Origin of the sequence: Granulicatella seriolae (assembly GCF_024543085.1) — a bacterium.
GTDB lineage: Bacteria > Bacillota > Bacilli > Lactobacillales > Aerococcaceae > Granulicatella > Granulicatella seriolae.
Genome location: NZ_JANHNZ010000002.1, coordinates 274,802 through 299,042, shown reverse-complemented (window position 1 = coordinate 299,042; position 24,241 = coordinate 274,802). Strand labels below are relative to the sequence as shown.

The following is a 24,241-nucleotide window of genomic DNA, read 5'->3' as shown; positions in this document are numbered from 1 at the left end:
TATCCACTGAAATATTAAAAAAGAAAGAGGTGTTGGAAGAAGATGGCAAAAAGAGAATTTTCTCTAGATAATACTCGTAATATCGGAATCATGGCCCATATCGATGCAGGTAAAACTACAACGACAGAGCGTGTTCTTTATTACACTGGTAAAATCCATAAAATTGGTGAAACTCACGATGGTGGTTCACAAATGGACTGGATGGAGCAAGAGCAAGAACGTGGGATTACTATCACATCTGCAGCAACAACTGCACAATGGAAAGACCACCGTGTAAACATCATTGATACCCCTGGACACGTGGACTTCACTGTTGAAGTTGAACGTTCTCTACGTGTATTAGATGGTGCTGTAGCTCTACTAGATGCTCAATCAGGTGTTGAACCTCAAACTGAAACAGTATGGCGTCAAGCAACAACTTACGGCGTACCTCGTATTGTTTTCGTTAACAAGATGGACAAGATTGGTGCTGACTTCTTGTACTCAGTACGTACAATCCATGACCGCTTGCAAGCAAATGCTCATCCGATTCAATTACCAATTGGTTCGGAAGACAATTTCACAGGTATCATCGACCTTATCAAGATGAAAGCTGAAATGTATACAAACGACTTGGGTACAGATATCCAAGAAGTTGACATCCCAGCAGACATGATGGACTTAGCTGAAGAATGGCGTACAAACTTAGTAGAAGCTGTTGCTGAAACAGACGAAGAGTTGATGGAACGTTATTTAGAAGGCGAAGAAATCTCTCAAGAAGAATTGAAACAAGCAATCCGTAAAGCAACTGTTGCCGTAGAATTCTACCCAGTACTTTGTGGTTCAGCTTTCAAAAACAAAGGTGTTCAATTAATGCTTGATGCAGTTGTTGATTACCTACCTTCTCCATTAGATGTTCCAGCTATCAAAGGAATCGACCCTAATACTGACGAAGAAGTAGAACGTCATGCAGATGACAACGAACCTTTCTCAGCATTAGCCTTTAAAGTTATGACTGACCCATTCGTAGGTCGTTTAACATTCTTCCGTGTGTACTCTGGTACATTACAAGCAGGTTCATACGTACAAAATGCTACAAAAGGGAAACGTGAACGTGTAGGACGTATCCTACAAATGCACGCTAACGACCGTAAAGAAATTCCAGAAGTATTCTCAGGCGATATCGCTGCTGCAGTTGGATTGAAAGATACAACTACTGGAGATACTTTGTGTGATGAAAAGAATGAAGTTATTCTAGAATCAATGGAATTCCCAGAACCAGTTATCGAAGTTGCGATTGAACCAAAATCAAAAGCTGACCAAGATAAAATGGGACTTGCTTTACAAAAACTTGCTGAAGAAGACCCAACATTCCGTGCTTCAACTAACCACGAAACTGGCGAAACAATCATCGCTGGTATGGGTGAGTTGCACTTGGATATCATCGTTGACCGTATGAGACGTGAATTCAAAGTAGAAGCTAACGTTGGTGCTCCTCAAGTATCTTACCGTGAAACATTCCGTGCAACTACACAAGCTGAAGGTAAATTCGTACGTCAATCAGGTGGTAAAGGTCAATACGGTCACGTATGGATCGAATTCGAACCAAATGAAGAGGGCGCAGGATTTGCATTTGAGAATGCTATCGTCGGAGGGGTTGTTCCTCGTGAATACATCCCAGCTGTTGAAGCAGGATTGAAAGATGCAATGGAAAATGGGGTTCTTGCTGGATATCCATTAGTAGATATTAAAGCAAAACTTTATGATGGTTCTTACCATGATGTCGATTCATCTGAAACTGCCTTTAAAGTAGCCGCTTCTATGGCTCTACGTGCAGCAGCTAAGAAAGCTAGCCCTGCAATCCTAGAACCAATGATGGCTGTTGAAATTACAGTTCCTGAAGAGTACTTCGGAGATGTAATGGGACACGTTAGCGCTCGTCGTGGACGTATCGAAGGCTCAGAAGTTCGTGGTAACGCTCAAATCGTTAAGGGATTAATTCCTCTATCAGAAATGTTCGGATACGCAACAACCTTGCGTTCTGCAACACAAGGTCGTGGAACATTCTCAATGACATTTGACCACTATGAAGATGTACCTAAAGCAATTGCTGAAGAGATCATCAAGAAAAATGGTGGAAACTAAGACTTAGTTTTAGACTAAGTTATGCTACAGGCTTTAAGCAATCACTAGACTTGTTTAGGCAGACTAGTTGATTTTTCAGACCTTTCTAGGTATACTAACCTTTGGTAGATACTAAAAAAGGTCTAACTAAAAAAATAATAAATATTTCAATTAGGAGGAATTAGATACAATGGCAAAACAAAAATTTGACCGCTCAAAACCACACGTTAACATTGGTACTATTGGACACGTTGACCATGGTAAAACAACTTTAACAGCAGCTATTACAACAGTATTAGCTAAGAAAGGTTTTGCTGAAGCAACAGACTACGGTTCAATCGATAAAGCTCCAGAAGAACGCGAACGTGGAATTACAATCAACACTTCTCACGTAGAGTACGAAACTGAAACTCGTCACTACGCTCACGTTGACTGCCCAGGACACGCGGACTACGTTAAAAACATGATCACTGGTGCTGCACAAATGGACGGAGCTATCTTAGTAGTTTCTGCTGCTGATGGTCCAATGCCTCAAACTCGTGAACATATCTTACTTTCTCGTCAAGTAGGTGTTCCTTACATCGTTGTATTCTTAAACAAAATGGATATGGTTGATGATGAAGAATTACTAGAATTAGTAGAAATGGAAGTTCGTGATCTATTATCAGAATACGATTTCCCAGGCGATGACACTCCAGTTATTGCAGGTTCTGCTTTACGTGCTCTAGAAGGCGACCCTTCATACGAAGAAAAAATCTTAGAATTAATGGCTGCAGTTGACGAATATATCCCAACTCCAGAACGTGATACTGACAAACCATTCATGATGCCAGTTGAAGATGTATTCTCAATCACTGGACGTGGAACAGTTGCTACAGGTCGTGTTGAACGTGGAGAAATCCGTGTTGGTGACGAAGTAGAAATCGTTGGTATCGAAGAAGATACAAGCAAAACAACTGTTACAGGTGTTGAAATGTTCCGTAAATTATTAGACTTTGCTCAAGCAGGGGACAATATCGGTACATTACTACGTGGTGTTACTCGTGATAACATCCAACGTGGTCAAGTATTATCAAAACCAGGAACAATCACTCCTCATACAAAATTCAAAGCTGAAGTTTACGTTTTAACTAAAGAAGAAGGTGGACGTCATACTCCATTCTTCACTAACTACCGTCCTCAATTCTACTTCCGTACAACAGACATCACTGGTGTTTGTCAATTACCAGAAGGTATTGAAATGGTAATGCCTGGTGATAACGTAACTATGGATGTTGAATTAATTCACCCAGTTGCTATCGAAGATGGTACTAAGTTCTCTATCCGTGAAGGTGGACGTACTGTTGGTGCTGGTGTCGTAGCATCTATCGAAAAATAATTTAAACACTAACCCTTATGTATAAGGCGAAAAGACCAAGGAGATTTTCTTCTTGGTCTTTTTGTATGGTGTTTTGCTATAATGTAACTTACATAGTCTACGACCAAGGAGGATAACTGATGACAAGTGCAAAATCAATTCCTATTGCAGTGATTGCCGGAACTCCCATTGATACCCAAATGGGAGTGAACCTTTTGACAGATAATGGTTATGAACGAATTTGTGCCTATTCCATTTCAGAAAACCCAGCCCAGCAGACAACGTTTCAAACATCCAAGCCAGATGAGCGCTACCAAACTCTCTTGGAATTGCTGAGACAAATTAAGAAGTTGGGGACGCAAAAGGTGTTAGTATATTGCAACTCCTTATCAGGCGCGGTAGATTTTGAAACATTGGCCTGTCAAGTAGGCATAACCATCGTGACACCATTACAGATATATAGAGATCTAGCTAAGAACTACCAACATTTAGCTGTGCTGAGTGCCAATGCTCAAGGATTAGCTGGAATTGAACAGGTACTGATTCAAAGTAACCCGTCCATTACATTAGTGAATCATTCATCCATCAGGTTAGTGGAAGCAATCGAAAAAGGAGATACGCCAGAAGAAATTATAAAAAAGTTCCATCTAGCGGAGTTGATGAAATATGTTTCTCAACTTAAAGTAGAAGCTCTACTTCTAGGGTGCACCCACTTCCCATATTTATTGCCTCAATTGGAAAATTTATTAGAAATCCCCATAATAAATCCGGCCAAAAAAATAATCGAAAAGTTGGAAAAATAGAATAAAATTCTAAAAACCCCTTATTTACTAATATATAACCTTAATTATTATGAATAATTATATATTTTCAAGATAAAATACTGTATACTGTAAGAGTAAGTAAATAATGGTATGGAGGGAAAAGATGGATAACTTAGTTTTAGTAGTGGGTATTATTGTAGCGCTTGTCATTGTGGTTTTGATATTTGGGATATTGGGTTATGTCAAAGCACCACCTAACCAAGCCTATATCATTTCAGGATTTAGAAAATCCAGAATGTTAGTTGGACGATCAGGGATTCGTATTCCATTCTTAGAAAGATTGGATAAGTTGACCTTGGCTATGATGTCAGTGGATGTAAAAACGACTGATTTTGTGCCAACAAATGATTTCATTAATGTGAAAGCAGACGCGGCTGTGAAAGTGAAGATTTCCCGCAATGAAGATTTAGTCAAGTTAGCCTCTGAAAACTTCTTAAACAAAACTGAAGATTACATTATTGAACAAGTACGTGACGTTTTAGAAGGAAATATGCGTGAGATTATTGGCCAAATGGAATTAAAAGACATGGTCAATGACCGTAAAATGTTTGCGGATAAGGTACAAGAAAATGCCGTGCCTGACTTTGCCAAGATGGGGTTAGAGATTGTTGCCTTTAATGTGCAATCTTTTGAAGACCAAAATGGAATCATAGATGACTTAGGAATAGACAATATTGCCCAAATTAAAAAGAATGCTTCTATTGCAAAGGCCAATGCACAACGAGAAATTGCTGAAGCAGAATCTAATGCATCCAAACTAGCCAACGATGCTAGAGTTGAAGCTGAAAAAGAAATTGCTGTTAAAAACAATCAATTAGCCATTTCAAAAGCAGAATTAAAACGTGAAGAGGACTTAAAACAAGCTATTGCGGATGCTGCCTATGAGATTGAAAAAGAAAATCAAAGAAAACGTATTGAGCTTACCAAAGCAGAGGCCAATATTGTAAGGCAACAAAAAGAGTCAGAAGTAAAAGAACAAGATGTTCGTGTTAAAGAAATGACACTGAATGCAGAAATTCGTAAACAAGCTGAAGCTGACCGTTATGCAAAAGAAGAGGCGGCACAAGCAGTCCTATTCGAAAGACAAAAAGCAGCCGAAGCAGAGCGTTATCAAAGAGAACAGGAAGCCCTAGCTCTTAAAGCACAAGCAGATGCTAACAAATATGCACAAGAACAAGAAGCGGCTGGGATTCGTGCCAAAGGGTTGGCCGAAGCGGCAGCTATTCAAGCCAAACTACAAGCTGAAGCGGACGGGTTAGACAAAAAAGCGGAAGCCATGAAGAAATACGGTGAAGCGGCTGTCTTAGAAATGTACTTCAAAGCTCTACCAGAAGTTGCTAGACACATTGCAGAACCATTAAACAATGTTGATAAGATTACTATGTACGGCGAAGGCAACAATGCAAAAATGATTGAAGACATCACTACCTCTATCACTAAAATCAATAGTGGTCTTGGAGATTCAATGGGAATTGATTTAAAGAGCTTGTTAGCCGGTGTCCTAGGAGGAAAAATTCTCTTAGATAATCAAGCAACGCCAGAGGATTCAAATAAGGACTAAGTAGTGTGAAAGAAGAAAACTGCTGTGGGAATCAGAAAATGATTTTCACAGCAGTTTTCTTCTATATAATATATAGTGGCTGACATGGTTTGTAACCCAGCCCATTACTTGACACCTATTTTTAAATCACAAAAGAGTTTTGCGAAAATCTTATCAGAAATGAGAACGGTGGTACCGCAATGAGACAAGGTTTCATTGCCTTAGCTGTCTAAGTGGCTGTAATCGGCTGAAGCCGAAACATCCACTGTGCACCAGCTATGCTTTACACCGTTCTGTACGGATAGGTTTCTGGGGAACTATTTTATTTAGTGACCATTTGGACTTTTGCCCAGTCCCGACAGCAGTTGTGCTCCAGTTATGCTCATACACCTATATTTTGGCTTCTGTTCTCGGGAACTCTTTTACTCTATCAACATAGAAGGTGCTTTTTGCTCAGTCTCAACTTTAGCAGTCAAAGATGCTCTAACACATATAAATTCCTTTAAAACCCATAGCATTCACACAAATAAAGGAGTAAAATTAAAAAGGAAACACACGGCGGCGTTTTCATTAAAAAACTTTGATAAATCAACAAAAAACTCTTGCATATTAGCTGAAGAAGCCCTATAATAGTGGAAGTGTTGATTTACAGCCGTTTTTGGCATGCCAACACCCCCCTAAAATTTTTAGGGAGACAGCGATGAAGCGAGAGGTTGCGATACACCCGGACGCTTTGCCACGGAAGGGTGAAGTCGGAAATTCGCGTGGAGCTAGTCTTATGATAAACATTAGACGAAGGAGGAGACACAATGGCAAACAAAAAAATCCGTATCCGTTTGAAAGCATACGAACATCGTGCGCTTGACCAATCAGCGGAAAAAATCGTAGAAACAGCAAAAAGAACTGGAGCTAGCGTAGCAGGTCCAATTCCATTGCCAACAGAAAGATCGGTTTATACAGTTATTCGTGCAACGCACAAATACAAAGATTCTCGTGAACAGTTTGAAATGCGTACGCACAAACGTTTAATCGACATCGTAAACCCAACACCAAAGACTGTTGACGCATTGATGAAGCTTGACTTACCAAGTGGCGTTGACATCGAAATCAAACTATAAAATTAAAATAATGGAGGTGTAACCATGACCAAAGGAATCTTAGGCAAAAAAGTAGGGATGACTCAATTCTTTACAGAATCAGGCGAATTAGTACCAGTAACAGTTGTAGAAGTAACTCCTAACGTTGTTCTTCAATTAAAGACAATTGAAAACGATGGATATGAAGCTGTACAACTTGGTTTCCAAGATATTCGTGAAGTGTTGACAAACAAACCTGCTAAAGGTCATGTAGCAAAAGCAAATGCTACTCCTAAGCGCTTCATTCGTGAATTCAACAATGTAGAGCTTAGCGGGTATGAGTTAGGACAAGAAGTAACAGTTGACGTATTCCAAGCAGGAGACATTGTTGACGTAACAGGTACATCTAAAGGAAAAGGTTTCCAAGGTGCTATCAAACGTCATGGTCAATCTCGCGGACCAATGGCTCACGGATCTCGTTATCACCGTCGTCCTGGTTCAATGGGTGGAGCTTCATTCCCATCACGTGTATTTAAAGGTAAAGCATTACCTGGACAAATGGGTGGAGAAAGAATCACTATTCAAAATCTTGAAATCGTTAAGGTTGATACAGAACGCAATGTAATTCTTATCAAAGGTAACGTACCAGGATCTAAAAAATCATTAGTAGAAATTAAAACTGCCATTAAAGCAGTAGAAAAATAATTAAAGAGAGAGGAGGAACGAGAGAATGACTAAAGTGACTTTATACAAACAAGATGGAAGCGAAAACGGTCAAGTTGAACTGAATGCTGACATTTTTGGAATCGAACCAAACGAAAGCGTAGTATTCGATGCAATCTTAATGCAACGCGCTTCTCTAAGACAAGGAACTCACGCAGTTAAAAACCGTAGTGCAGTTCGCGGCGGTGGACGTAAACCATGGCGTCAAAAAGGAACTGGTCGTGCACGTCAAGGATCAATTCGCTCACCACAATGGCGTGGCGGTGGAGTTGTATTCGGACCAACACCTCGTTCATATAGCTACAAATTACCTAAAAAAGTACGTCGCTTAGCGATTAAATCAGTACTATCACAAAAAGTATTAGACAACAAGTTACTTGTTGTTGAAGGGTTGCAATTTGCAGCACCAAAAACAAAAGAATTTGCACAAGTGTTATCTAACTTAAATATTGACACAAAAGTATTGGTAGTTGTTGAATCTACAAATGATTTCGCAGCATTAGCTGGCCGTAACTTACCAAACGTAACAATCGTTGATGAAACAAATGTTACAGTACTAGACGTAGTGAATAACGATAAATTAGTTGTAACTCAAGCTGCTCTTTCTAAAGTAGAGGAGGGTCTTCTATAATGGATGCACGTGATGTAATCAAACGCCCAATCATTACTGAAGCTTCAATGCTTGCTGTTGACGAGAAGAAATATACTTTCGAAGTAGATGTTCGTGCTAATAAAACACAAGTTAAGAAAGCTATCGAAGAAATTTTTGACGTAAAAGTTGAAAAAGTAAACATTTTAAACGTACGCGCGAAGTTCAAACGTATGGGTCGCTACGGTGGCTATACTAACAAACGCCGTAAAGCAATTGTGAAGCTAACAGAGGCTTCAAAAGATATTCAATTATTCTCTGAAGAAGCTTAATCAGAGTTCAAATCTACTATAATATAGGAGGGAAAAAACGTGGCGATTAAAAAATATAATCCAACCTCAAACGGCCGTCGTAATATGACAGGTTACGATTTTAGTGAAATCACTAAATCAACTCCTGAAAAAACTCTTATTGAGTCTTCAAAAAACAGGGCAGGTCGTAACAGCCAAGGTAAAATCACAGTACGTCATCAAGGTGGCGGACATAAACGTGCTTACCGTGTGATTGACTTTAAACGTAACAAAGATAACGTTGAAGGCGTGGTTCACTCAGTTGAGTATGATCCAAACCGTTCAGCAAACATTGCTCTAATCCACTATGTTGATGGAGTTAAAGCATACATTATTGCACCAAAAGGAATTAAAGTAGGACAACGCATTGAATCTGGAGTAAATGCAGATATCAAAGTGGGGAATGCATTGCCATTAGCAAACATTCCAGTTGGTACTTTCGTTCATAACATTGAAACAAAACCTGGTAAAGGCGGACAATTAATCCGTTCAGCTGGCACTTCTGCTCAAGTATTGGGTAATGAAGGCAAATACGTTTTAGTTCGTTTGAACTCAGGCGAAGTTCGTATGATCTTGGCAACTTGTCGTGCAACTATCGGTACTGTAGGTAACGAACAACACGAATTGATTAACATCGGTAAAGCAGGTCGCTCACGTTGGAAACGTAAACGTCCAACAGTTCGTGGATCAGTAATGAACCCGAATGATCACCCACACGGTGGTGGTGAAGGTAAAGCGCCAATCGGACGTCCAACACCAGTTTCTCCATGGGGTCAACCAGCACTTGGTTACAAAACTCGTAAGAAGAAAGCACGTTCTAACAAACTTATCGTTCGTGGACGTAAGAAATAATAAGACTAATCTGATTCAATTAACATCTGGAAGGAGGATTTCAGCATGAGTCGTAGTTTAAAGAAGGGACCTTTCGTCGATGATCATTTGATGAAAAAGGTTGAAGCCGCTCAAAACAGTGAGAAAAAAGTAGTCATTAAAACATGGTCTCGTCGTTCAACAATTTTCCCAAACTTTGTTGGCCAAACAATTGCCGTATATGATGGTAGAAAACACGTTCCAGTTTATGTTCAAGAAGACATGGTTGGACACAAATTAGGTGAATTTGCACCTACAAGAACTTATCGCGGTCACGCGAAAGATGATAAGAAGTCAAAACGTAGATAACACAAGGAGGATACAATTATGTCAGAACAAATTACATCTGCTAAAGCAGTTGCTAAAACTGTCCGTATTGCACCTCGTAAAGTTCGTCTTGTTGTCGATCTTATCAGAGGTAAAAATATCGGAGATGCAATCTCTATCTTAAAATTCACTCCACGTTCAGCATCGCCTGTAGTGGAAAAAGTTCTAATGTCAGCAATTGCTAACGCAGAACATAACTATGATTTAGATGTAGAAAACCTATATGTAAGCGAAGCTTATGTTAACGAAGGACCAACCATGAAACGTTTCCGTCCACGTGCTAAAGGTTCAGCATCACAAATCTTAAAACGTACTAGCCACATTACTGTAGTGGTATCAGAGAAGAAGGAGGGATAATCAGTGGGTCAAAAAATTCATCCAATAGGAATGCGTGTCGGCATCATCCGTGACTGGGATTCAAAATGGTATGCAGAAAAAGATTACGCAAACTTCTTACACGAAGACTTAAAAATCCGTGATTATATCCGTAAACAATTAAGCGACGCTAGCGTTTCAACTATTGAAATTGAACGTGCAGCTAACCGTGTAAATGTTTCAATCCACACTGCTAAACCTGGTATGGTTATTGGTAAAGGTGGATCTGAAGTTGACAAATTACGGACTAACTTAAACAACTTAACAGGCAAGAGAGTACACATTAACATTGTAGAAATCAAAAAACCTGACCTTGATGCTAAGCTAGTTGCAGAAGGAATCGCTCGTGACCTAGAACGTCGTGTGGCTTTCCGTCGTGCACAAAAACAAGCTATCCAACGTACAATGCGTGCTGGAGCTAAAGGGATCAAAACACAAGTATCTGGTCGTCTAAACGGAGCTGATATCGCTCGTGCAGAAAGCTATTCAGAAGGAACTGTTCCTTTGCATACTTTACGTGCTGATATTGACTACGCATGGGAAGAAGCAGATACAACTTACGGAAAACTAGGCGTTAAAGTTTGGATTTACCGTGACGAAGTATTACCAACAAGAAAGAACAACTCTGAGAAAGGAGGGAAATAAACATGTTAGTACCTAAACGTGTAAAGCACCGTCGTGAGTTCCGTGGTAAAATGCGCGGAGAAGCTAAAGGTGGAAAAGAAATTACATTTGGAACATACGGTTTACAAGCTACTGAATCTCATTGGATTACAAACCGTCAAATCGAAGCAGCCCGTATTGCAATGACACGTTACATGAAACGTGGTGGGAAAGTATGGATCAAAATCTTCCCTCATAAATCATACACTGCTAAAGCTATCGGAGTTCGTATGGGTTCTGGTAAAGGGGCACCTGAAGGATGGGTAGCACCAGTTAAACGTGGTAAAATCATGTTTGAAATCGCTGGAGTATCAGAAGAAGTAGCTCGTGAAGCACTTCGATTGGCATCACACAAATTGCCAGTGAAAACAAAATTTGTGAAACGTGAAGAAAATGGTGGTGAATCGAATGAAGGCTAATGAACTTAAAGGGTTATCCACTGCTGAAATGGTTGCAAAAGAAAAAGAGTTTAAAGAAGAGTTATTCAACTTACGATTCCAACTTGCTACTGGCCAATTAGAAAACACTGCTCGCATCAGCGAAGTACGTAAATCAATTGCACGTATCAAGACTGCATTGCGTCAAGAAGAATTGCAAAAATAATCATCAGCAAAGGAGGCAATGATAATGACTGAAGAACGTAACCAACGTAAAGTTTATCAAGGTCGCGTTGTTTCTGATAAAATGGACAAGACAATTGTAGTTGCTATTGAAACTTACAAACGTCATACCACATATGGGAAACGCGTAAAATATACTAAAAAGTTTAAAGCTCATGACGAGAATAACTCAGCAAAAACTGGTGACATCGTTAAGATCATGGAAACTCGTCCATTATCTGCAACAAAACGTTTCCGTTTAGTTGAAATCGTCGAAGAAGCAGTAATTATTTAATAAAAAAATGTTCCATAAGCTTGAAAGGAGGAACCAATAATGATTCAAACAGAAAGTCGTCTGAAGGTAGCTGACAACTCAGGTGCCCGTGAAGTATTAGCGATTAAAGTTTTAGGTGGATCAGGTCGTAAGACAGCTGGTATTGGTGATGTAATCGTAGCAACTGTTAAACAAGCAACACCAGGTGGCGTTGTTAAAAAAGGTGACGTTGTCAAAGCTGTTATCGTTCGTACAAAATCAGGAGCTCGTCGTAAAGACGGTTCATATATTAAATTTGACGAAAACGCATGTGTAATCATTCGTGATGACAAGAGTCCTCGTGGAACACGTATCTTTGGACCTGTTGCCCGTGAATTGCGTGACAACAACTACATGAAGATCGTTTCATTAGCTCCAGAAGTACTATAAAACTTTTCAAAACGAAGGAGGTGTACAACACATGCACGTTAAAACTGGTGATAAAGTAAGAGTAATCTCAGGTAAGGACAAAGGGAAAGAAGGCGTAATCCTAGCAAGCTTCCCTAAAAAAGACCGCGTACTTGTTGAAGGTGTAAACATCGTGAAAAAACATCAAAAGCCGTCTCAAGCCAACCAAACAGGTGGAATCGTTGAGGTAGAAGCACCAATTCATGTTTCAAACGTAATGTTCATTGACCCTTCAACTGGAGAACCAACACGTGTTGGCTACAAGGTAGAAGAAGGCAAAAAAATCCGTGTATCAAAACGCACAGGTGAAACGTTAGATAAGTAATTTTAGGAAGGAGGACCATCCTGTATGAACCGCTTAAAAGAAAAATATACAAATGAAGTTGTTGCATCTTTAATGGAGAAGTTTGGTTACAAATCTATTATGGAAGCACCAAAAGTAGACAAAATCGTTATCAACATGGGTGTTGGTGATGCTACTTCAAATGCTAAAAACTTAGAAAAAGCAGTAGATGAATTGACATTAATTGCTGGTCAAAAACCAGTTGTTACAACAGCTAAAAAATCAATCGCTGGATTCCGTTTACGTGAAGGAATGCCAATCGGTACAAAAGTTACATTGCGTGGCGAACGTATGTATGATTTCTTAGACAAATTAGTGACAGTTTCTTTACCTCGTGTCCGCGACTTCCGTGGAATTTCTAAAAAATCATTTGATGGACGTGGAAACTACACTCTAGGGGTTAAAGAACAATTAATCTTCCCTGAAATCGACTACGATAAAGTTGACAAAGTTCGTGGTATGGATATTGTTATCGTAACAACAGCTAAGTCTGACGAAGAAGCAAAAGAATTACTAACACAACTTGGAATGCCTTTCCAAAAATAAAAAATTATAGGAGGCGAATAGTTTGGCTAAAAAATCAATGATCGCAAAAAACAAACGTCCAAAGAAACACTCTACCCAAGAGTACACTCGTTGTGAAGTTTGTGGTCGCCCACATTCAGTATATCGTAAATTCAAACTTTGCCGTATTTGTTTACGTGAGCTTGCCTATAAGGGGCAAATTCCTGGAATGAAGAAAGCAAGTTGGTAAACACCAGACTTGATAAAGGAGGTACACATTAATGGTTATGACAGATCCTATTGCAGATTTCTTAACACGTATTCGTAACGCTAACATGGTTAGACACGAATCACTAGAAGTCCCAGCATCAAACATGAAAGTGGCTATTGCTCAAATCCTATTGAATGAAGGTTTCATCAAAGATTTCTCAGTTCAAGAAGACGACAAGCAAAATGTTATTAAAGTTGTTTTGAAATATGGAAAAAACAACGAACGCGTAATCACAGGTTTGAAACGTATTTCTAAACCAGGTCTACGTGTTTATGCAAAAACTGGTGAAGTTCCTAAAGTATTAAACGGTTTAGGAATTGCTATCATTTCAACATCTGAAGGTGTTGTTACAGACAAAGAAGCAAGAGCGAAAAACGTAGGTGGAGAAGTTCTAGCATACGTTTGGTAATCTAGAAAACAAGGAGGTGCACCCAGTGAGCCGTATCGGAAATAAACCTGTTACAATCCCTAGCGGAGTAACATTAGATCTTAAAGAAAATACAGTCGTTGTTAAAGGTCCTAAAGGTGAATTATCTTATACTTTCAATCCAGCTATTACCTTAGAAGAAAACGAAGGTGTAGTTGTTTTCAAACGTCCAGATGATTCTAAAGAAAACAAAACTATTCACGGAACAACTCGCGCAGTCTTCAACAACATGGTTGTTGGTGTTACTGAAGGATTCCAAAAAGAATTGGAACTAATCGGGGTTGGGTATCGTGCACAATTGCAAGGTCAAAAACTTGTATTAAACGTTGGTTACTCTCACCCAATCGAATTCGAACCAAGAGAAGGACTGGAAGTAGAAGTGCCATCAAACACTAAAATTATCGTTAAAGGGTACGACAAACAAAAAGTTGGCGAATTAGCAGCTAACATTCGTGGAACTCGTCCGCCAGAACCATATAAAGGTAAAGGTGTTCGTTACGTTAACGAATTTGTACGTCGTAAAGAAGGTAAAACAGGTAAATAATAGATATTATTTACTACTAGCTGGAGTAATTCCAGCCTAACACTATAGAAATTAAGAGGTGAAAATTGTGATTTCAAAACCAGATAAAAATAAAGTGCGTCAAGCTCGTCACGCACGTGTTCGTCGCAAAATCTCTGGTACTGCAGAGTGCCCACGCTTGAACGTTTTTCGTTCTAACAAAAACATCTACGCTCAATTAATTGATGACGTAGCGGGTGTGACGCTAGCAAGTGCCTCAACAGTTGACACAAAAGTAGCAGAAGGAACAAAAACTTCTGATGCATCTGCAGTAGGTAAACTAATTGCAGAACGTGGCTTAGAAAAAAACATTAAAAAGGTAGTCTTTGACCGTGGTGGATACCTATACCATGGCCGTGTGAAAGCTTTAGCTGAAGCAGCACGCGAAAATGGACTAGAATTTTAGGAAAAGGAGGATCCACAGTACATGGTTTATATTGACGCAAAAAACTTAGAATTAGAAGATCGTGTTGTTGCGATTAACCGCGTAACTAAAGTTGTTAAAGGTGGACGTCGTTTACGTTTTGCTGCTTTGGTAGTCGTTGGAGATCGTAATGGTCATGTAGGATTTGGAACTGGTAAAGCGCAAGAAGTACCAGAAGCAATCCGTAAAGCAATTGAAGATGCTAAGAAAAACTTAATTGAAGTACCAACCAGTGGTTCTACAATTCCTCACCAAGTAATTGGTCGTTTCTGTGGCGGTAACGTTCTATTGAAACCAGCACAAGCCGGTTCTGGAGTTGCAGCAGGTGGACCAGTTCGTGCCGTTGTCGAATTAGCAGGTATTGCTGACGTTACATCAAAATCATTAGGATCAAACACACCAGTTAACATGGTTCGTGCGACTATTGAAGGTTTGAAACAATTAAAACGTGCTGAAGAAGTTGCTCAATTACGTGGCAAATCAGTCGAAGAATTATTAGGATAAGGAGGACTTACAACATGGCAGAATTAAAGATTACTTTAAAACGTAGCTTAATCGGACGTCCTCAAAACCAAATTGATACTTGTAAAGCTTTAGGCTTAACAAAAATCAGATCTACAGTTGTTAAACCTGCAAACGATGCTATCAAAGGCATGGTTCGCACAGTTTCTCATCTAGTAGACGTAGAGGAAGTTTAATTTCTTACAACTAGAAGGAGGTGCCCAATAAATGAAACTTCATGAATTACATGCATCAGAAGGTTCTCGTAAAGAACGCAATCGTGTAGGTAGAGGTCAAGGTTCAGGTAATGGTAAAACTGCCGGACGTGGTAACAAAGGTCAAAAAGCCCGTTCAGGTGGTGGCGTAAGACTTGGATTTGAAGGTGGACAAACACCACTATTCCGTCGTGTACCAAAACGTGGTTTCCAAAACATTAACCGCAAGGAGTATGCAGTTGTTAATTTAGAAACATTAAACCGTTTCGAAGATGGACAAGAAGTAACTGCAGCTGCATTAGTAGAATATGGTATTATCAAAGATGAAAAAGATGGTATCAAAGTATTAGCAAACGGTGTATTAGAACGCAAATTAACCGTAAAAGCAAATAAATTCTCACAAGCAGCTAAAGAAGCTATTGAAGCTGCAGGTGGAACAGTAGAGGTGATCTAATGTTTTCACTCTTAAAAAATGCGTTTCAAATGAAGGACATCAGAACTAGGTTACTATTTACAGTAATGATTTTGATTGTCTTTCGTCTAGGAACACATATTACAGTCCCAGGAGTCAATGCAGCTGCCGTTCAAACGTTTGCTTCAGCTGGCTTGTTTGGACTGTTAAATACATTCAGTGGTGGCGCTTTGTCAAGCTACTCTATTTTCGCTATGGGGGTTTCTCCTTACATTACCGCTTCAATCGTTGTACAATTGCTCCAAATGGACATCTTGCCAACCTTTGTTGAATGGTCTAAACAAGGAGAAGTTGGTCGTAGAAAATTGAACCAGGTAACCAGATACCTAACAATCTTCTTAGCTTTTGTACAAGCAATTGGGTTGTCACTAGGATTTAACGCTTTAGCCAACTATGGTCTAATTGTTAATCCAGGGATTCAAACCTACTTGATGATTGCTTTGGTATTAACTGCCGGAACTATGTTCTTGACTTGGTTAGGAGATATGATAACTGTACACGGAATTGGAAATGGTGTTTCCATTCTAATTTTCTCAGGGATTGTAGCCCGTGTTCCAAGTGACTTATATGCCTTCTATACCCAACAAATCCAAGGTAAAACAGGTAGTGATTTATATAGAGCACTTGGTTTTTCTGCAGCCTTATTGGTTGCGGCATTATTGATTGTAATGCTAGTTGTCTTTGTTGAACAAGCGCAACGCCGCTTACCAATTCAACATTCAAAACGTGCAACCGGCTCAAACGAAACATCACGCTTACCACTAAAAATCAACTCTGCAGGAGTTATTCCCGTTATCTTTGCAAGTTCATTTATGATGACACCAAGTACGATTTTGGGATTCTTTAGTGCAACACACAGCGAAGCATCTTGGTTTAAATTCCTAACATCAGTTACGGATATGTCACAACCACTTGGAGCTTCTATCTATGCCGTATTAATTATTGTCTTTACGTACTTCTACGCATTTGTACAAGTTAATCCGGAAAAAGTAGCTGAAAATCTTCAAAAACAAGGTGGATACATCTTAAGTGTTCGTCCAGGGAAAGAAACAGAACAATATATTTCGTCCTTACTATTACGTTTAAGTACAGTAGGTGCTTTGTACCTTGCTTTAATCGCGATTTTACCGATGATTGCATCAGCTTTATGGTCACTACCACAAGGATTGATGTTAGGCGGTACAAGCTTACTAATCGTTGTTGGGGTTGCTCTTGAAGTCAGCCGTCAAATTGAAGGTCGCATGATCAAACGCAAATACCAAGGATTTATCGAAAATTAGTTCGAAGTAGCGACAAAACTTTCTACTATCTTATTTAGGGAGAAACAAGGTTTTGTCACTCCTTCATGTTTTTATGTCAAGGAGGCAATTATGAACATTGTATTAATGGGCTTACCTGGTGCTGGTAAAGGTACTCAAGCTGAAAAGATTGTAAAAGAATACGGCATTCCGCATATCTCTACCGGAGATATGTTTCGCGCTGCAATGCAAGATGAAACGGAATTAGGATTAAAAGCAAAATCATTTATGGACAAAGGCGAGTTAGTTCCTGATGAAGTCACAAATGGCATCGTTAAAGAACGTCTACAAGCTGATGACACAAAAAAAGGCTTTTTACTAGATGGATTTCCGCGCACACAAGCCCAAGCTCAAGCTTTGGATACAATTCTAGAAGAATTAGGTCGTCAAATCGATGCAGTCATTAACATTGAAGTTAACCCTGAGATTTTAATGAGTCGATTGACAGGCAGAATTATTTGTAGAAACTGTGGAGCGACTTACCATATAGTTAATAATCCACCAAAAGTTGATGGAGTTTGTGATCGCTGTGGATCTACGGATTTCTATCAACGTGAAGACGATAAACCAGAAACGGTTAACAATCGAATTCAAATCAATCTGGAACAATCAAAACCAATCTTAGACTACTATGATGCAAAAGGCATATTACGTAATGTAGATGGAGAGAGCGGTATTGACAATTTATTCCAAACCATTCAAAAGATTATGGGCTTGCCAAGTGAGTCTTAATGCCGTTATCTTGCATTTTATTAGTTTGATGGTATAATTAAAAAGTTAGATAACAATAAATCCGTTAGCCATAAAGATAAAATAGAAGCAATCATATGGCCTTAGTTAGGAGGATGAAACATGGCAAAAGAAGACGTAATTGAAATTGAAGGTATTGTCAATGAAACTTTACCGAATGCAATGTTCAAGGTAGAACTTGAGAATGGTCATGAGGTACTAGCGCATGTATCAGGTAAGATTCGGATGCACTACATTAAAATTTTACCGGGAGACAAAGTAACGGTTGAATTATCACCTTATGATTTGACGCGCGGAAGAATCACATATCGCTTCAAATAATGTACTCCGTCAATCACAGAAGGAGGGAACTAGAAAATGAAAGTAAGAGCTTCAGTAAAACCAATTTGCGAAAAATGTAAAGTCATCAAACGCAATGGTAAAGTTATGGTGATTTGTTCAAATCCCAAACATAAACAACGTCAAGGTTAAAAATTTATAAGGAGGTACTGACTAGTATGGCTCGTATAGCAGGAGTGGACATTCCACGTGAAAAACGTGTTGTTATTTCTTTAACCTATATCTACGGTATTGGTGTAACAACTTCAAAGAAAATCTTAGCAGCAGCTAATGTTTCAGAAGATACTCGTGTTCGTGACTTAACGAATGATGAGTTAGATCGTATCCGTGCAGAAGTGGATACATTAAAAATCGAAGGTGACCTACGTCGTGAAGTGAACTTAAACATCAAACGTTTGATGGAAATTGGTTCTTTCCGTGGAATCCGTCATCGTCATGGACTACCAGTTCGTGGACAAAACACAAAAAACAATGCTCGTACTCGTAAAGGCCCAGCTAAGGCTATTGCAGGTAAGAAAAAATAATATATTTAAGAAGGAGGTAATTTCTTCATGGCAAAGAAAGTTGTACGCAAACGCCGCGTGAAAAAGAATATTGAGTCTGGTGTAGCACACATCCGTTCAACATTTAATAATACCATTGTTATGATTACAGACGTACATGGAAATGCGATTTCATGGTCATCTGCTGGAGCATTAGGCTTCAAAGGATCAAAAAAATCTACTCCATTTGCTGCTCAAATGGCTGCTGAATCAGCTGCTAAAGGCTCAATGGAACACGGTATGAAATCTGTAGAAGTATCCGTAAAAGGACCTGGTTCTGGACGTGAAGCAGCAATTCGTTCATTACAAGCTACTGGTTTAGAAGTTACAGCAATTCGTGACGTAACCCCTATTCCACATAACGGATGTCGTCCTCCAAAACGTCGTCGTGTGTAATTGAGTATTTTTGGAATATGTGTTTATACACTCACACAATGTACTTACGTTTTGAAAGGGGTAAATAATAATGATCGAAATTGAAAAACCAAAAATTGAGACGATTGAGATCAGCGAAGATGCTAAATTTGGTAAATTCGTTGTTGAGCCACTTGAACGCGGTTATGGTACTACATTAGGAAACTCTTTACGCCGAATTTTATTATCTTCATTACCTGGAAGTGCGGTAACAGATATTCAAATGGACGGAGTTCTACATGAATTTTCAACCGTTGAAGGTGTCGTTGAAGATGTTGCGGCTATTATTTTAAATCTTAAGAGAATAGCTTTAAAAACGTTTGGCGAAGATAATAAAGTATTAGAAATTGATATTACTGGGCCAGCAGTTGTTACGGCAGCTGATATTTCCCATGATAGCGATGTCGAAATTCTAAACCCAGATTTATATATTTGTACAGTTGATGAGGGACATCGTTTCCATCTACGTATGAATGCAAAAAATGGTCGTGGTTATGTCCGTTCAGAATATAATAAAACTGAAAACATGCCAATCGGTGTTATTCCAATCGATTCCATTTATACTCCGATCAGTAAAGTGAACTATCAAGTAGAGAACACTCGTATCGGTCAAAAAAATATTTATGACAAGTTAACCTTAGATGTGTGGACAGACGGTTCTATTTCTCCAGAAGAAGCAATCAGTTTGGCTGCAAAAATCTTAACGGAACACTTGAATATTTTTGTTAATTTGACAGACGAAGCGCGCAAAGCAGAAATTATGGTTGAAAAAGAAGAAACTCATAAAGAGAAGATGCTTGAAATGACCATTGAAGAATTGGACCTATCTGTTCGTTCTTACAACTGTCTAAAACGTGCGGGAATTAATACTGTCCAAGAATTGACGAATAAATCAGAAGCAGAAATGATTAAGGTCCGTAACTTAGGACGCAAATCACTTGAAGAAGTGAAAAACAAATTAATCGAATTAAACTTAGATTTACGTCGTGAAGACTAAGAGAAACTGTAAGAAGGAGGAATAATTAGAATGGCTTACCGTAAATTAGGACGTACAAGCTCACAACGTAAAGCAATGCTACGTGACTTGACAACTGACTTAATTATCAACGAACGCATTACAACTACTGAAACACGTGCTAAAGAAATTCGTTCAACTACTGAAAAAATGATTACTTTAGGAAAACGTGGAGACTTGCATGCACGTCGTCAAGCAGCTCAATTTGTTCGTAATGAAATCGCAGATGTTCGTGAAGAAGACGAAACAATTGTTGTTGAGACAGCTTTGCAAAAATTGTTCAACGACTTAGGACCACGCTACAGCGAACGTCAAGGTGGATACACACGTATTCTTAAAACTGAACCTCGTCGTGGGGATGCAGCACCAATGGTCATTATTGAATTAGTTTAATATAACCAAAGCGAACACTTTTCGATGTATGAAAAGAGCGTTATGATGGTAATAGTTGAATCCCACTCGGTTTGAAGTGGGTGGGATTTTTGATTATTTAGTCTAGCTCGGAGTTGACTCGGTCTGACCGGGTCAACCCATTCATCTTGAAAAGGTTATTTTTTTACCTATTTTTGGGTATAATACATATAGTAGATTTGATAGTCGATACTACATACATCATTTGTTATAAAAGGAGCCGATGTTGGTGGATAAACATGCTGTAGTTAGCTTAAAGAATATTTCTTTTTCATACCCACAAAGTGAGTCAGAGGCCTTATCTGATATTTCGCTGGAAATTTTTCCCGGTGAATGGATCGCTGTTATTGGACATAACGGCTCCGGTAAATCAACACTTGCCAAGATTATTAATGGCCTAATTGAAGCTAACCAGGGGCAGGTATGGGTGGAACAGGAATTGTTGACCGAAGAAACAATCTGGTCTATTAGACGTAAAGTAGGCATGGTTTTTCAAAATCCGGACAATCAATTTGTGGGCTCAACAGTAGAAGATGATATTGCATTTGGTTTAGAAAATGCTGGTGTACCTAGAGATGAAATGATTAAGGCAATTGATAGAGCATTGGCTCAAGTTGGAATGTCTGATTTTCGTACTAAGGAACCTGCTCGTTTATCTGGTGGGCAAAAACAACGTGTGGCTATTGCTGGTATTGTGGCGCTACAACCTAAAGTTGTTATTTTGGATGAGGCGACTTCTATGCTAGACCCAGAAGGCCGTGAAGATGTTCTGGGAACTATTAAAGAACTGAATCAAGAAAAGCAATTAACGGTTATCTCGATTACTCATGATTTAGAAGAGGCATCACAGGCAGACCGTGTCATCATGATGAAACAAGGACGTATTCATAAAATTGGTCGCCCAAATGAGATTTTTCAATTAGGTAGTGAATTGGTCGAAGCGGGATTAGATGTGCCGTTTCAAGAAAAATTAAAGGAAGAGTTAGTCAAGAGAGGTATTGATGTGCCTCAGCAATATCAAGGACAGGAAGGATTGGTAGAATGGCTATGGACATCCGTTTTGAGCAAGTAAATTTTGCTTATCAAGCAGGAACCCCTTTTGAAACTCGTGCTTTATTTGATATTAATTTTGCTATTCCGTCCGGTTCCTATACGGCTATCATTGGTCACACTGGATCTGGTAAATCAACAGTATTGCAGCATTTAAATGCGCTTCTAAAGCCTACTGAGGGCACGGTGACTATTGGAGACCGGGTGATTACCAGCCAAACGTCAAATAAAAACTTAAAACCTCTGAGAAAAAATGTTGGGATTGTCTTTCAATTTCCAGAGGCACAATTGTTTGAAGAAACGGTTGCAAAGGACATTGCTTTTGGACCTAAAAATTTTGGTGTTAGCGAAGAGGATGCTTTGGAACTGGCTAAGGAAACTTTAACCTTGGTTGGTTTGGACCAATCTTTGTTAGAGCGTTCGCCATTTGACCTTTCAGGAGGACAGATGAGGCGGGTTGCTATTGCTGGAGTTTTGGCTATGAAACCAGAAGTCTTAGTTTTGGATGAACCAACGGCTGGCTTGGACCCTAAAGGTAGAAAAGATATGATGGACATGTTTTATCGCTTGCACAAAGAGCAAGGATTGACCATTATCTTAGTAACGCATCAAATGAATGACGTAGCGGATTTCGCTAATCATGTAGTCGTTATGGAAAAGGGGACAGGTATCAAAACTGGAACGCCTGCTGAAATTTTCGATGATAGGGACTGGTTAAGCAGTAAACAATTGGGGCAGCCGGCTGCGGTAGATTTCTTTCATCGTTTGCAAGCTAAGGGTTGGAACGTTGATGCACAACCATTAACAACCAATCAATTAGCTGACTTGATTGCTGCTCATGTGAATAAGTCAAGCTTTGAGGAGGGTGACGATGTTAGATAAATTATTATTTGGTCGCTATCTTCAAGGCGACTCATTTATCCATAAATTGGACCCTCGGACAAAATTATCTATCACTTTCTTATTTATTCTGGTGATTTTTCTAGCCAACAATTGGATTACTTATGGGATTTTGACATTATTTACCTTTTCGGTTTTGCTGTTATCAAAAATTCCTATGAAGTTTTTTATTAATAGTATGAAACCCTTAATTTGGGTAATTTCTTTTACTGTTTTGCTACAAATATTCTTTACTACTGGGGGAACGGTTTACTTCCAATGGGGAATTTTTACGGTAACGGAATTCGGGATTATTAATGGGATTTTTATTTTTTTACGGTTTATGTTGATTATCTTCATTTCTACCTTACTAACTTTGACCACCCCACCTCTGTCCTTAACAGATGCCATTGAGGCACTGTTGAACCCTTTGAAAAAAATTCATGTTCCTGTACACCAATTGGCCTTAATGTTGTCGATTGCCTTACGGTTTGTGCCAACTTTAATGGATGAGGCACAAAAGATTATGAATGCACAACGTTCTCGTGGGGTTGATTTTGGTGAGGGAAATATCTTTCAACAAATGCGAGCGATTATACCGATTTTGGTGCCACTTTTTGTTTCTTCTTTCAATCGTGCTGAGGAATTGGCTATTGCTATGGAGGCTAGAGGCTATCAAGGTGGCGAGGGGCGTACTAAGTTTCGCATTCTAACTTGGCACAAAAGAGATGGACTGGCATTTGCAGTCTTTGCTCTGATGACGGTCTTGTTGGTTATTACTAAATCATAATGAGAGAGAATAAGGATAGCTTGTTTGCTAGTCTTATTCTTTTTTTGTAAAGGAGTCTAGAGCTGTGCAACGATATATGGCAATTATAGAATATGATGGAAGCAATTATGTAGGCTTTCAGGTGCAAAATAATGGCAATAGTATTCAAGCTGAATTGAATAAAGCTTTAAAGAGTATGACTAAGGGGCAAGACATTGCTGTTTCGGCTTCTGGTAGGACAGATTCCGGGGTTCATGCCTTGGGACAGGTGATTCATTTTGATTATCCACTACCTATCCCAGTTAACAATCTATTGAAGGCGCTCAATAGCCTTTTGCCAGATGATATTTATGTGAAGCAAGTGAAGGTTGTGGGAGATGATTTTCATGCTCGCTACTCTGCTAAGGGGAAACGTTATCGTTACCGAGTAGATGTTTCGGATTTTCCGGATCCCTTTAAGCGGCTTTATTGTTTGCACCATGCTTATCGCTTAAATCTTGCTGATATGCAAACGGCCTTGGATGGTATTGTGGGCTTGCATGATTTTACTAGTTTTTGTTCTACTAAAACGGACAAGACGGATAAGGTGCGGTTGGTGACCAAGGCTGAGGTTTTTTATGATACTGCACTTAATGAAGTTCAGTTTGTCTTTGAGGGGGCTGGTTTCTTGTATAATATGGTACGGATTCTAGTAGGAACTTCTTTGCAGATTGGAAATGGGCTTAAGCCTGTGGGAGAGATGCAGCGCTTGCTAGAGGTGAGAAACCGTAATCAGGCGGGGCCAACTGCGCCACCACATGGCTTGTATATGGAAGAGGTTTTTTATTAATAAACTACGGCTGGGCAAAAAATCTCTATCAATAAAATTTATTTCTAAATCACAAAAGAGTTCCCTAAAACTGTATCAGAAATCAAAACGGTGGCACCGCCGTGAGCCT

37 protein-coding genes are annotated in these 24,241 nt (G+C 39.2%); all 37 read left to right on the top strand.

The window, feature by feature from the left end; translation table 11 throughout:
* Positions 1–42: 42 nt before the first annotated feature.
* A complete protein-coding gene (fusA, locus tag NPA36_RS03580) occupies positions 43–2,124 on the top strand; it encodes an elongation factor G (protein ID WP_256944731.1) in 2,082 nt (693 codons plus the stop codon).
* 169 nt (positions 2,125–2,293) lie between these two features.
* A complete protein-coding gene (tuf, locus tag NPA36_RS03575; RefSeq protein WP_256944730.1) occupies positions 2,294–3,481 on the top strand; it encodes an elongation factor Tu in 1,188 nt (395 codons plus the stop codon).
* A 119-nt stretch (positions 3,482–3,600) separates the two neighbouring features.
* Positions 3,601–4,263 carry an aspartate/glutamate racemase family protein gene (locus tag NPA36_RS03570; RefSeq protein WP_256944729.1) on the top strand — a complete coding sequence of 221 codons (663 nt, stop codon included), beginning with the start codon at positions 3,601–3,603 and terminating at the stop codon, positions 4,261–4,263.
* Positions 4,264–4,387: 124 nt separating this feature from the next.
* Positions 4,388–5,845, top strand: coding sequence for a flotillin family protein (locus NPA36_RS03565; protein WP_256944728.1), 1,458 nt, complete (start codon positions 4,388–4,390; stop codon positions 5,843–5,845).
* Positions 5,846–6,633: 788 nt separating this feature from the next.
* The gene (gene rpsJ, locus NPA36_RS03560) at positions 6,634–6,942 is read left to right on the top strand and encodes a 30S ribosomal protein S10 (protein ID WP_256944727.1); all 309 of its coding nucleotides are present in this window, start codon (positions 6,634–6,636) and stop codon (positions 6,940–6,942) included.
* Positions 6,943–6,966: 24 nt separating this feature from the next.
* Entirely contained in the window at positions 6,967–7,605 is a 639-nt protein-coding gene (gene rplC, locus NPA36_RS03555) for a 50S ribosomal protein L3 (RefSeq protein ID WP_256944726.1), read from the top strand.
* A gap of 25 nt (positions 7,606–7,630) precedes the next feature.
* The gene (gene rplD / locus NPA36_RS03550) at positions 7,631–8,254 is read left to right on the top strand and encodes a 50S ribosomal protein L4 (protein WP_256944725.1); all 624 of its coding nucleotides are present in this window, start codon (positions 7,631–7,633) and stop codon (positions 8,252–8,254) included.
* Positions 8,254–8,544 carry a 50S ribosomal protein L23 gene (gene rplW / locus NPA36_RS03545; protein WP_256944724.1) on the top strand — a complete coding sequence of 97 codons (291 nt, stop codon included), beginning with the start codon at positions 8,254–8,256 and terminating at the stop codon, positions 8,542–8,544. Before rplD ends, rplW begins: the two co-directional genes overlap by 1 nt.
* Positions 8,545–8,583: 39 nt before the next feature.
* Positions 8,584–9,414: a 50S ribosomal protein L2 gene (rplB, locus tag NPA36_RS03540; RefSeq protein ID WP_256944723.1), complete on the top strand. Its 831-nt coding sequence runs from the start codon at positions 8,584–8,586 to the stop codon at positions 9,412–9,414.
* Positions 9,415–9,459: 45 nt separating this feature from the next.
* On the top strand, positions 9,460–9,741 hold the full coding sequence (gene rpsS / locus NPA36_RS03535; RefSeq protein WP_256944722.1) for a 30S ribosomal protein S19: 282 nt from the start codon (positions 9,460–9,462) through the stop codon (positions 9,739–9,741).
* Positions 9,742–9,759: 18 nt separating this feature from the next.
* A complete protein-coding gene (gene rplV / locus NPA36_RS03530; RefSeq protein ID WP_256944721.1) occupies positions 9,760–10,116 on the top strand; it encodes a 50S ribosomal protein L22 in 357 nt (118 codons plus the stop codon).
* A gap of 3 nt (positions 10,117–10,119) precedes the next feature.
* Positions 10,120–10,779 carry a 30S ribosomal protein S3 gene (gene rpsC, locus NPA36_RS03525; RefSeq protein ID WP_256944720.1) on the top strand — a complete coding sequence of 220 codons (660 nt, stop codon included), beginning with the start codon at positions 10,120–10,122 and terminating at the stop codon, positions 10,777–10,779.
* A 2-nt stretch (positions 10,780–10,781) separates the two neighbouring features.
* Positions 10,782–11,216, top strand: coding sequence for a 50S ribosomal protein L16 (gene rplP / locus NPA36_RS03520; RefSeq protein ID WP_256944719.1), 435 nt, complete (start codon positions 10,782–10,784; stop codon positions 11,214–11,216).
* Positions 11,206–11,400 carry a 50S ribosomal protein L29 gene (gene rpmC, locus NPA36_RS03515; RefSeq protein WP_256944718.1) on the top strand — a complete coding sequence of 65 codons (195 nt, stop codon included), beginning with the start codon at positions 11,206–11,208 and terminating at the stop codon, positions 11,398–11,400. Before rplP ends, rpmC begins: the two co-directional genes overlap by 11 nt.
* A 24-nt stretch (positions 11,401–11,424) precedes the next feature.
* Positions 11,425–11,691, top strand: a complete 267-nt coding sequence (gene rpsQ / locus NPA36_RS03510; RefSeq protein WP_256944717.1) for a 30S ribosomal protein S17 — start codon at positions 11,425–11,427, stop codon at positions 11,689–11,691.
* A 39-nt stretch (positions 11,692–11,730) separates the two neighbouring features.
* Entirely contained in the window at positions 11,731–12,099 is a 369-nt protein-coding gene (gene rplN, locus NPA36_RS03505) for a 50S ribosomal protein L14 (protein WP_256944716.1), read from the top strand.
* A gap of 31 nt (positions 12,100–12,130) precedes the next feature.
* Positions 12,131–12,442 (top strand): 50S ribosomal protein L24, encoded by a 312-nt coding sequence (gene rplX / locus NPA36_RS03500; protein ID WP_256944715.1) that lies wholly within the window; start codon positions 12,131–12,133, stop codon positions 12,440–12,442.
* A 24-nt stretch (positions 12,443–12,466) separates the two neighbouring features.
* Positions 12,467–13,006 carry a 50S ribosomal protein L5 gene (gene rplE / locus NPA36_RS03495; protein ID WP_256944714.1) on the top strand — a complete coding sequence of 180 codons (540 nt, stop codon included), beginning with the start codon at positions 12,467–12,469 and terminating at the stop codon, positions 13,004–13,006.
* Between the two features lie 22 nt (positions 13,007–13,028).
* Positions 13,029–13,214 (top strand): type Z 30S ribosomal protein S14, encoded by a 186-nt coding sequence (locus tag NPA36_RS03490; protein WP_256944713.1) that lies wholly within the window; start codon positions 13,029–13,031, stop codon positions 13,212–13,214.
* 31 nt (positions 13,215–13,245) lie between these two features.
* On the top strand, positions 13,246–13,644 hold the full coding sequence (gene rpsH / locus NPA36_RS03485; RefSeq protein WP_256944712.1) for a 30S ribosomal protein S8: 399 nt from the start codon (positions 13,246–13,248) through the stop codon (positions 13,642–13,644).
* A 25-nt stretch (positions 13,645–13,669) separates the two neighbouring features.
* Entirely contained in the window at positions 13,670–14,206 is a 537-nt protein-coding gene (gene rplF / locus NPA36_RS03480) for a 50S ribosomal protein L6 (protein ID WP_256944711.1), read from the top strand.
* A 67-nt stretch (positions 14,207–14,273) separates the two neighbouring features.
* The gene (gene rplR, locus NPA36_RS03475) at positions 14,274–14,630 is read left to right on the top strand and encodes a 50S ribosomal protein L18 (RefSeq protein ID WP_256944710.1); all 357 of its coding nucleotides are present in this window, start codon (positions 14,274–14,276) and stop codon (positions 14,628–14,630) included.
* A 21-nt stretch (positions 14,631–14,651) separates the two neighbouring features.
* Entirely contained in the window at positions 14,652–15,152 is a 501-nt protein-coding gene (gene rpsE, locus NPA36_RS03470; RefSeq protein ID WP_256944709.1) for a 30S ribosomal protein S5, read from the top strand.
* Positions 15,153–15,166: 14 nt separating this feature from the next.
* On the top strand, positions 15,167–15,346 hold the full coding sequence (rpmD, locus tag NPA36_RS03465) for a 50S ribosomal protein L30 (RefSeq protein WP_256944708.1): 180 nt from the start codon (positions 15,167–15,169) through the stop codon (positions 15,344–15,346).
* A 31-nt stretch (positions 15,347–15,377) separates the two neighbouring features.
* Positions 15,378–15,818, top strand: coding sequence for a 50S ribosomal protein L15 (rplO, locus tag NPA36_RS03460; protein ID WP_256944707.1), 441 nt, complete (start codon positions 15,378–15,380; stop codon positions 15,816–15,818).
* Positions 15,818–17,116 carry a preprotein translocase subunit SecY gene (secY, locus tag NPA36_RS03455; RefSeq protein WP_256944706.1) on the top strand — a complete coding sequence of 433 codons (1,299 nt, stop codon included), beginning with the start codon at positions 15,818–15,820 and terminating at the stop codon, positions 17,114–17,116. Before rplO ends, secY begins: the two co-directional genes overlap by 1 nt.
* Positions 17,117–17,206: 90 nt before the next feature.
* Positions 17,207–17,866 carry an adenylate kinase gene (locus tag NPA36_RS03450; protein WP_256944705.1) on the top strand — a complete coding sequence of 220 codons (660 nt, stop codon included), beginning with the start codon at positions 17,207–17,209 and terminating at the stop codon, positions 17,864–17,866.
* Positions 17,867–17,986: 120 nt separating this feature from the next.
* Positions 17,987–18,205 carry a translation initiation factor IF-1 gene (gene infA / locus NPA36_RS03445; RefSeq protein WP_005607446.1) on the top strand — a complete coding sequence of 73 codons (219 nt, stop codon included), beginning with the start codon at positions 17,987–17,989 and terminating at the stop codon, positions 18,203–18,205.
* Between the two features lie 36 nt (positions 18,206–18,241).
* A complete protein-coding gene (gene rpmJ, locus NPA36_RS03440) occupies positions 18,242–18,355 on the top strand; it encodes a 50S ribosomal protein L36 (RefSeq protein WP_256944704.1) in 114 nt (37 codons plus the stop codon).
* Positions 18,356–18,381: 26 nt separating this feature from the next.
* Positions 18,382–18,747 (top strand): 30S ribosomal protein S13, encoded by a 366-nt coding sequence (rpsM, locus tag NPA36_RS03435; protein WP_256944703.1) that lies wholly within the window; start codon positions 18,382–18,384, stop codon positions 18,745–18,747.
* A gap of 27 nt (positions 18,748–18,774) precedes the next feature.
* Positions 18,775–19,161, top strand: coding sequence for a 30S ribosomal protein S11 (rpsK, locus tag NPA36_RS03430; RefSeq protein ID WP_256944702.1), 387 nt, complete (start codon positions 18,775–18,777; stop codon positions 19,159–19,161).
* Positions 19,162–19,231: 70 nt separating this feature from the next.
* Positions 19,232–20,176, top strand: a complete 945-nt coding sequence (locus NPA36_RS03425; protein WP_256944701.1) for a DNA-directed RNA polymerase subunit alpha — start codon at positions 19,232–19,234, stop codon at positions 20,174–20,176.
* A 30-nt stretch (positions 20,177–20,206) separates the two neighbouring features.
* Positions 20,207–20,587, top strand: coding sequence for a 50S ribosomal protein L17 (gene rplQ / locus NPA36_RS03420; RefSeq protein ID WP_256944700.1), 381 nt, complete (start codon positions 20,207–20,209; stop codon positions 20,585–20,587).
* A gap of 247 nt (positions 20,588–20,834) precedes the next feature.
* The gene (locus tag NPA36_RS03415) at positions 20,835–21,677 is read left to right on the top strand and encodes an energy-coupling factor ABC transporter ATP-binding protein (protein ID WP_407932764.1); all 843 of its coding nucleotides are present in this window, start codon (positions 20,835–20,837) and stop codon (positions 21,675–21,677) included.
* Positions 21,653–22,537 carry an energy-coupling factor ABC transporter ATP-binding protein gene (locus NPA36_RS03410; RefSeq protein WP_256944810.1) on the top strand — a complete coding sequence of 295 codons (885 nt, stop codon included), beginning with the start codon at positions 21,653–21,655 and terminating at the stop codon, positions 22,535–22,537. The genes NPA36_RS03415 and NPA36_RS03410 overlap by 25 nt, the downstream gene beginning before the upstream one ends.
* Entirely contained in the window at positions 22,527–23,324 is a 798-nt protein-coding gene (locus NPA36_RS03405) for an energy-coupling factor transporter transmembrane component T family protein (RefSeq protein WP_256944699.1), read from the top strand. Before NPA36_RS03410 ends, NPA36_RS03405 begins: the two co-directional genes overlap by 11 nt.
* Before the next feature lie 64 nt (positions 23,325–23,388).
* Positions 23,389–24,132: a tRNA pseudouridine(38-40) synthase TruA gene (gene truA / locus NPA36_RS03400; RefSeq protein WP_256944698.1), complete on the top strand. Its 744-nt coding sequence runs from the start codon at positions 23,389–23,391 to the stop codon at positions 24,130–24,132.
* The last annotated feature ends 109 nt before the right edge of the window (positions 24,133–24,241 follow it).

Bases quoted from the DNA above. Each gene is read 5' to 3' on its own strand.
- NPA36_RS03565 (WP_256944728.1), top strand. From the start codon at position 4,388: ATGGATAACTTAGTTTTAGTAGTGGGTATTATTGTAGCGCTTGTCATT.
- rpsH (WP_256944712.1), top strand. From the start codon at position 13,246: ATGGTTATGACAGATCCTATTGCAGATTTCTTAACACGTATTCGTAAC.
- rplQ (WP_256944700.1), top strand. From the start codon at position 20,207: ATGGCTTACCGTAAATTAGGACGTACAAGCTCACAACGTAAAGCAATG.
- infA (WP_005607446.1), top strand. From the start codon at position 17,987: ATGGCAAAAGAAGACGTAATTGAAATTGAAGGTATTGTCAATGAAACT.
- fusA (WP_256944731.1), top strand. From the start codon at position 43: ATGGCAAAAAGAGAATTTTCTCTAGATAATACTCGTAATATCGGAATC.
- rplN (WP_256944716.1), top strand. From the start codon at position 11,731: ATGATTCAAACAGAAAGTCGTCTGAAGGTAGCTGACAACTCAGGTGCC.
- secY (WP_256944706.1), top strand. From the start codon at position 15,818: ATGTTTTCACTCTTAAAAAATGCGTTTCAAATGAAGGACATCAGAACT.
- rplE (WP_256944714.1), top strand. From the start codon at position 12,467: ATGAACCGCTTAAAAGAAAAATATACAAATGAAGTTGTTGCATCTTTA.
- rplX (WP_256944715.1), top strand. From the start codon at position 12,131: ATGCACGTTAAAACTGGTGATAAAGTAAGAGTAATCTCAGGTAAGGAC.
- rpmC (WP_256944718.1), top strand. From the start codon at position 11,206: ATGAAGGCTAATGAACTTAAAGGGTTATCCACTGCTGAAATGGTTGCA.
- rpsM (WP_256944703.1), top strand. From the start codon at position 18,382: ATGGCTCGTATAGCAGGAGTGGACATTCCACGTGAAAAACGTGTTGTT.
- rpsJ (WP_256944727.1), top strand. From the start codon at position 6,634: ATGGCAAACAAAAAAATCCGTATCCGTTTGAAAGCATACGAACATCGT.
- rplV (WP_256944721.1), top strand. From the start codon at position 9,760: ATGTCAGAACAAATTACATCTGCTAAAGCAGTTGCTAAAACTGTCCGT.
- tuf (WP_256944730.1), top strand. From the start codon at position 2,294: ATGGCAAAACAAAAATTTGACCGCTCAAAACCACACGTTAACATTGGT.
- NPA36_RS03405 (WP_256944699.1), top strand. From the start codon at position 22,527: ATGTTAGATAAATTATTATTTGGTCGCTATCTTCAAGGCGACTCATTT.
- NPA36_RS03425 (WP_256944701.1), top strand. From the start codon at position 19,232: ATGATCGAAATTGAAAAACCAAAAATTGAGACGATTGAGATCAGCGAA.
- rpmD (WP_256944708.1), top strand. From the start codon at position 15,167: ATGGCAGAATTAAAGATTACTTTAAAACGTAGCTTAATCGGACGTCCT.
- NPA36_RS03410 (WP_256944810.1), top strand. From the start codon at position 21,653: ATGGACATCCGTTTTGAGCAAGTAAATTTTGCTTATCAAGCAGGAACC.
- rplC (WP_256944726.1), top strand. From the start codon at position 6,967: ATGACCAAAGGAATCTTAGGCAAAAAAGTAGGGATGACTCAATTCTTT.
- NPA36_RS03570 (WP_256944729.1), top strand. From the start codon at position 3,601: ATGACAAGTGCAAAATCAATTCCTATTGCAGTGATTGCCGGAACTCCC.
- rpmJ (WP_256944704.1), top strand. From the start codon at position 18,242: ATGAAAGTAAGAGCTTCAGTAAAACCAATTTGCGAAAAATGTAAAGTC.
- rplP (WP_256944719.1), top strand. From the start codon at position 10,782: ATGTTAGTACCTAAACGTGTAAAGCACCGTCGTGAGTTCCGTGGTAAA.
- rpsS (WP_256944722.1), top strand. From the start codon at position 9,460: ATGAGTCGTAGTTTAAAGAAGGGACCTTTCGTCGATGATCATTTGATG.
- rplW (WP_256944724.1), top strand. From the start codon at position 8,254: ATGGATGCACGTGATGTAATCAAACGCCCAATCATTACTGAAGCTTCA.
- rpsQ (WP_256944717.1), top strand. From the start codon at position 11,425: ATGACTGAAGAACGTAACCAACGTAAAGTTTATCAAGGTCGCGTTGTT.
- rpsK (WP_256944702.1), top strand. From the start codon at position 18,775: ATGGCAAAGAAAGTTGTACGCAAACGCCGCGTGAAAAAGAATATTGAG.
- rpsE (WP_256944709.1), top strand. From the start codon at position 14,652: ATGGTTTATATTGACGCAAAAAACTTAGAATTAGAAGATCGTGTTGTT.
- rplO (WP_256944707.1), top strand. From the start codon at position 15,378: ATGAAACTTCATGAATTACATGCATCAGAAGGTTCTCGTAAAGAACGC.
- rplD (WP_256944725.1), top strand. From the start codon at position 7,631: ATGACTAAAGTGACTTTATACAAACAAGATGGAAGCGAAAACGGTCAA.
- NPA36_RS03450 (WP_256944705.1), top strand. From the start codon at position 17,207: ATGAACATTGTATTAATGGGCTTACCTGGTGCTGGTAAAGGTACTCAA.